This is a genomic window from Streptomyces sioyaensis, from assembly GCF_004122735.1.
GTDB lineage: Bacteria > Actinomycetota > Actinomycetes > Streptomycetales > Streptomycetaceae > Streptomyces > Streptomyces sioyaensis.
Genome location: NZ_SDIF01000231.1, coordinates 1 through 4,708, shown reverse-complemented (window position 1 = coordinate 4,708; position 4,708 = coordinate 1). Strand labels below are relative to the sequence as shown.

The following is a 4,708-nucleotide window of genomic DNA, read 5'->3' as shown; positions in this document are numbered from 1 at the left end:
CTCGGCCCCCGTCCCGGACGCCAGGAGGAAACTCCCGCCCCCGCGGGCCCGGGCCACCCGCTCCGGGAACGCCAGCGCCGCAATGAGCCCGGCAACGGCATCGTCGCCACGCCCCCCGGCAGCACCCACCGCGGCCCCGTCCCCGCCGCCTGCCCCGGCCCGCGGCTCACCGGCCGCCGACGCCAGCCGCCGGGCCTCCTGCCGCCACCGCGCCGCATACGCGTCGCCGCCCCGGCGCACGGTGCGCCACGCGGCCGCCAGATCGTCCCCGTACGCCCGCGGCGGCTCCTCACTCAGCAGCGCGACCACCTCCGCGGCACGCCGCAGGCCCACCTCGGGCGCCCCGTCCAGCAGGGCACGCGCCAGCCGCGGATGCAGCCCGAGCCGCGCCATCCGGACACCCCGGCCGGTCGCCCGGCCCTCCGCGTCCACCGCGCCGACCGCCGTCAGCACCTCCCGGGCCGCGGCCAGTGCACCGGCCGGCGGCGCGTCGAGCAGCGCGAGACCACGGGCCGCCGGATCGCCCCAGCACGCCGCCTGCAACGCGAACGCCGTCAGATCGGCCACCTTGATCTCCGGATCGGGAAACGCCGGCAGCCGCCCGTCCTCGCCCTGCGCCCAGCAGCGGTAGACCACGCCCGGCGCCTCCCGCCCCGCCCGGCCGGCACGCTGGCGGGCCGCCGCCCGGGAGGCCCGTACGGTCGCCAGCGCACTGAGCCCGCGCGCATGATCCGTCCGCGGCACCCGCGCCAGCCCGCTGTCCACCACCACCCGCACACCCGGCACCGTCAGGCTGGACTCCGCCACCGACGTCGCCAGCACCACCCGGCGCACGCCGTCCCCGCCCGCCAGCACCGCATCCTGCACCTCGGCCGCCGCCCGCCCGTGCACCTGCAGCACCTCGGCGTCCACCCCGGCCAGCTGCCCGGCGACCCGCCCGATCTCCCCGACACCGGGCAGGAAACACAGCACATCGCCGGTCTGCTCGTGCAGCGCCCGCCGCACCACCGCCGCCACATGCCCCAGCAGCGCCGGATCGACCCGCATCCCGTGCGCCGGTTGCACCGGCCGCTGCGGCGGCGCCCACACCACGTCCACGGGGTGCGACACGCCCGCCGCCTCGACCACCGGCGCCGCCCCCGCGGAGCCGCCCAGCAACCGCGCCCACCCCTCGGCGTCCGTAGTGGCCGACGCCGCCACCAGCCCCAGCTCGGGCCGCAGCGTCTCCCGTACGTCCAGCAGGAAGGCCGCGGAGGTGTCGGCGTCGAGATGCCGCTCATGACACTCGTCGAGGACCACCACATCGACCCCGGCCAGCTCCGGATCGCGCTGCAGCCGCTGCAGCAGCACCCCGGTGGTCACCACCTCGACGACCGTACGGGCCCCGGCCCGGCGCTCCCCGCGCACCGTGAACCCCACCCGCTCACCGGCCTTCTCGCCCAGCAGCCAGGCCATCCGGCGCGCGGCCGCCCGGGCCGCGATCCGGCGCGGCTCGGCGACCAGCACCCGCCGCACCGGACCCGCACCCGTCAGACCCGCAAGCTCCAGCGGCACCAGCGTCGTCTTGCCGGTGCCCGGCGGCGCGCACAGCACCGCGGCACCGGGCCCGTCGAGAGCGGCGCGCAGCGCGGGCAACGCGGTACGGACGGGCAACTGGGCGAGGACGTCACGACGGATCACGCCCCCAGTCTGCCGCCCCCGCGACATCCACCAGCCGGCACACTGTCCGGCCCAGGACGGCCCAGGACGGCCCCGGATGGCTCAGGACGGCCCCGGTCGGCCCCGCAAAGTCCCGCCCGTCCGCTGTGGACCTGCGTCCGTCAGCCTCGTACCGGGGCGTCGGCAGCCGCCGTGCACACGAAGATCGCCGTCCCCGGGATCAGATGCCCGCGCAGCGGGGACCAGCCGCCCCACTCCTGGGTGTTCCATTCCGGCCATTCCGGTTCCACCAGATCGTCCAGCCGGAACCCCGCGGCCACCACGTCCCGCACCCGGTCGCCCAGCGTCCGGTGGTGCTCCACATACACCGCCCGCCCGGACTCGTCCTGTTCGACGTACGGCGTGCGATCGAAGTACGACGCCCCCACCGAGAGCCCCTCGGGCCCCGGCTCGTCCGGGAAGGCCCAGCGGAGCGGGTGCGACACGGAGAAGACGAACCGGCCGCCCGGCCGCAGCACCCGGCGCACCTCACGCAGCACCCGCACCGGATCCGCGACGAACGGCAGCGCCCCGTACGCGGAACAGGCGAGGTCGAAACTGCCGTCGCGGAACGGCAGCGCCCCGGCGTCCGCCTCCACCAGCTCCGTGGTGTCGTCCGCCGCCCCGTCGGCGATCCGCAGCGCATGCTGCAACTGCCGGTGGGAGAGGTCCAGCGCCACCGGGAGCGCGCCCTGCGCCGCCAGCCAGCGGGAGCACTGCGCCGCGCCGGCCCCGATCTCCAGGATCCGCCGCCCCTTCAGCTCGGCCGCCGGACCGAGCAGCGCGGCCTCCGCCTCGTCCAGCCCCTCGGGACCCCAGATGAAGCGGTCGTCCCCGAGGAACGCCCCGTGCTCGCTCTGGTACTCGTCCGCGTTGCTGTCCCACCAGCCCCGGCTGGCCCGGCTGCTTTCGGTGTCCGAGGCGTCACGGCGGGTCGCCTCCGGCTCGTGCTCTTGGTTCATGGCGCCCGTCGTCGTAGTGTTCGCTCTGCTTGTCGCTGCAGGGGCTGTGAGGCCGTTCGACCTCGTGGAACATCGCGTGTGCCGGTTATGGGGCGTTCTGCCCCGGGTGTGCGCGTTCGCGCATTGACCGGGTCCGGCTGCCCCCGTATGCTACAAGTTGCGCTGCGGGCTTGCGCGCCTCAGACCGAGCAGGCCGCGCTCGCATCTGTATGTATGTCCCCTCGGTTTTGAGGCGATTCGGGTCGCTCCGGATGCTCTGGCATCTGCGGTTCTCCCGAAGGTGCGCCCTTGACACTGTCCGGCTTCTGCAGAGGCGATACGGGCTCTCGGCGTAGCAGTACCTACGACTTCAATGTCCGTACCGGAGCCCTTTCCCACATGACGAGCAGCACCGAGACCACCGCCACCACTCCGCAGGTTGCGGTCAACGACATCGGTAACGAGGAAGCCTTCCTCGCCGCGATCGACGAGACGATCAAGTACTTCAACGACGGCGACATCGTCGACGGCGTCATCGTGAAGGTCGACCGGGACGAGGTCCTGCTCGACATCGGTTACAAGACCGAAGGCGTCATCCCGAGCCGTGAGCTCTCGATCAAGCACGACGTCGACCCCAATGAGGTCGTCGCCGTCGGTGACGAGATCGAGGCCCTGGTCCTCCAGAAGGAGGACAAGGAAGGCCGCCTGATCCTCTCGAAGAAGCGCGCCCAGTACGAGCGCGCCTGGGGCACCATCGAGAAGATCAAGGAAGAGGACGGCATCGTCACCGGTACCGTCATCGAGGTCGTCAAGGGTGGTCTCATCCTCGACATCGGCCTCCGTGGCTTCCTCCCGGCCTCCCTGGTCGAGATGCGCCGCGTCCGCGACCTTCAGCCCTACGTGGGCAAGGAGCTCGAGGCCAAGATCATCGAGCTGGACAAGAACCGCAACAACGTGGTCCTGTCCCGCCGTGCCTGGCTGGAGCAGACCCAGAGCGAGGTCCGCCAGACCTTCCTCACCACCCTCCAGAAGGGTCAGGTGCGCTCCGGCGTCGTCTCCTCCATCGTCAACTTCGGTGCCTTCGTGGACCTGGGCGGCGTCGACGGTCTCGTCCACGTCTCCGAGCTGTCCTGGAAGCACATCGACCACCCCTCCGAGGTCGTCGAGGTCGGCCAGGAGGTCACGGTCGAGGTCCTGGACGTCGACATGGACCGCGAGCGCGTGTCCCTGTCGCTCAAGGCGACGCAGGAAGACCCGTGGCAGCAGTTCGCCCGGACCCACCAGATCGGTCAGGTCGTCCCGGGTAAGGTCACCAAGCTCGTTCCCTTCGGTGCGTTCGTGCGCGTCGACGAGGGCATCGAGGGCCTGGTCCACATCTCCGAGCTGGCCGAGCGCCACGTCGAGATCCCGGAGCAGGTCGTCCAGGTCAACGACGAGATCTTCGTCAAGGTCATCGACATCGACCTCGAGCGCCGTCGCATCAGCCTCTCGCTGAAGCAGGCCAACGAGTCCTTCGGTGCCGACCCCGCGGCGGTCGAGTTCGACCCGACCCTGTACGGCATGGCCGCGTCCTACGACGACCAGGGCAACTACATCTACCCCGAGGGCTTCGACCCCGAGACCAACGACTGGCTCGAGGGCTACGAGGCTCAGCGCGAGGCGTGGGAGAACCAGTACGCCGAGGCGCAGCAGCGCTTCGAGCAGCACCAGGCTCAGGTCATCAAGTCCCGCGAGGCCGACGAGCAGGCTGCGGCCGAGGGCGCTGCGGCGCCGGCGGCGCAGGGTGGCGGCCAGGCCGGCGGCGGCAACGCCGGTGGCGGCGGCTCGTACTCCTCGGAGTCGGCGGACAACTCCGGCGCCCTGGCGTCGGACGAGGCGCTCGCCGCGCTCCGCGAGAAGCTGGCCGGCGGCCAGAGCTGAGCTCTCGCCGATAGGCACTAGCCGATAGTCGAAGGCCCGTTCCCCTCAGGGGGAGCGGGCCTTCGGCGTACCCGCAGGGCGGGCGGCGGCCGAGGTGCAGGATGCGGTGCTGGCGGGCGGGGACGGCGTGCGCCGGGTGGTGCTGGCGA

The 4,708-nt window shown here is 72.6% G+C and carries 3 protein-coding genes; 1 reads left to right on the top strand and 2 read right to left on the bottom strand.

Annotated features, from left to right (window positions below):
* Positions 1-1,680 (bottom strand): helicase-related protein (locus EST54_RS33285; protein ID WP_275543287.1); only part of this gene is annotated, 1,680 nt, incomplete at its 3' end.
* Between the two features lie 140 nt (positions 1,681-1,820).
* Positions 1,821-2,660: a class I SAM-dependent methyltransferase gene (locus EST54_RS33280; protein WP_129251404.1), complete on the bottom strand. Its 840-nt coding sequence runs from the start codon at positions 2,658-2,660 to the stop codon at positions 1,821-1,823.
* A gap of 378 nt (positions 2,661-3,038) precedes the next feature.
* Here EST54_RS33280 and rpsA point away from each other — a divergent pair, with 378 nt between their 5' ends.
* The gene (gene rpsA / locus EST54_RS33270; RefSeq protein ID WP_129251402.1) at positions 3,039-4,559 is read left to right on the top strand and encodes a 30S ribosomal protein S1; all 1,521 of its coding nucleotides are present in this window, start codon (positions 3,039-3,041) and stop codon (positions 4,557-4,559) included.
* Positions 4,560-4,708 lie beyond the last annotated feature (149 nt).

Excerpts from the sequence above, each read along its gene's own strand:
- rpsA (WP_129251402.1), top strand. The coding sequence starts at position 3,039 with ATGACGAGCAGCACCGAGACCACCGCCACCACTCCGCAGGTTGCGGTC.
- EST54_RS33280 (WP_129251404.1), bottom strand. The coding sequence starts at position 2,660 with ATGAACCAAGAGCACGAGCCGGAGGCGACCCGCCGTGACGCCTCGGAC.